Source organism: Bartonella queenslandensis AUST/NH15 (assembly GCF_000312585.1).
Classification (GTDB): Bacteria; Pseudomonadota; Alphaproteobacteria; order Rhizobiales; family Rhizobiaceae; genus Bartonella; species Bartonella queenslandensis_A.
In genome coordinates this window covers 1-255 of sequence record NZ_HE998307.1, presented here as the reverse complement: position 1 = coordinate 255, position 255 = coordinate 1, and the positions used below count along the sequence as shown (strand labels likewise).

Sequence of the window (255 nt, the reverse complement as noted above, 5' to 3'; positions counted from 1 at the left end):
GGGAATGATACAAATAGATAAGCACTAATATAAAGAACAAATAGTTTGATCAAATTAAGAGGTTTACACCAACCAAACAGCATCAATAACCAGATTGAAACGGGTTTTATCAAGTATGGCTCAATTTTACCATCCGCTACTTTTTCAAAAAAGGTTTCAATAGAATGAGTAAAAATATTTAAAAATATTCCAAGTAAAACAAAGATAACAAAGATAAAATGAATTTCATCTCTGCTATAGTTACCAATTCTGCCT

General features: G+C 29.0%; 1 protein-coding gene. It reads right to left on the bottom strand.

The genetic code is table 11. The features are described from left to right. Positions 1 to 255, bottom strand: a 255-nt coding sequence (locus BN338_RS10280) for an ABC-2 family transporter protein (RefSeq protein WP_039762234.1), incomplete at both ends; no start/stop codon positions are given.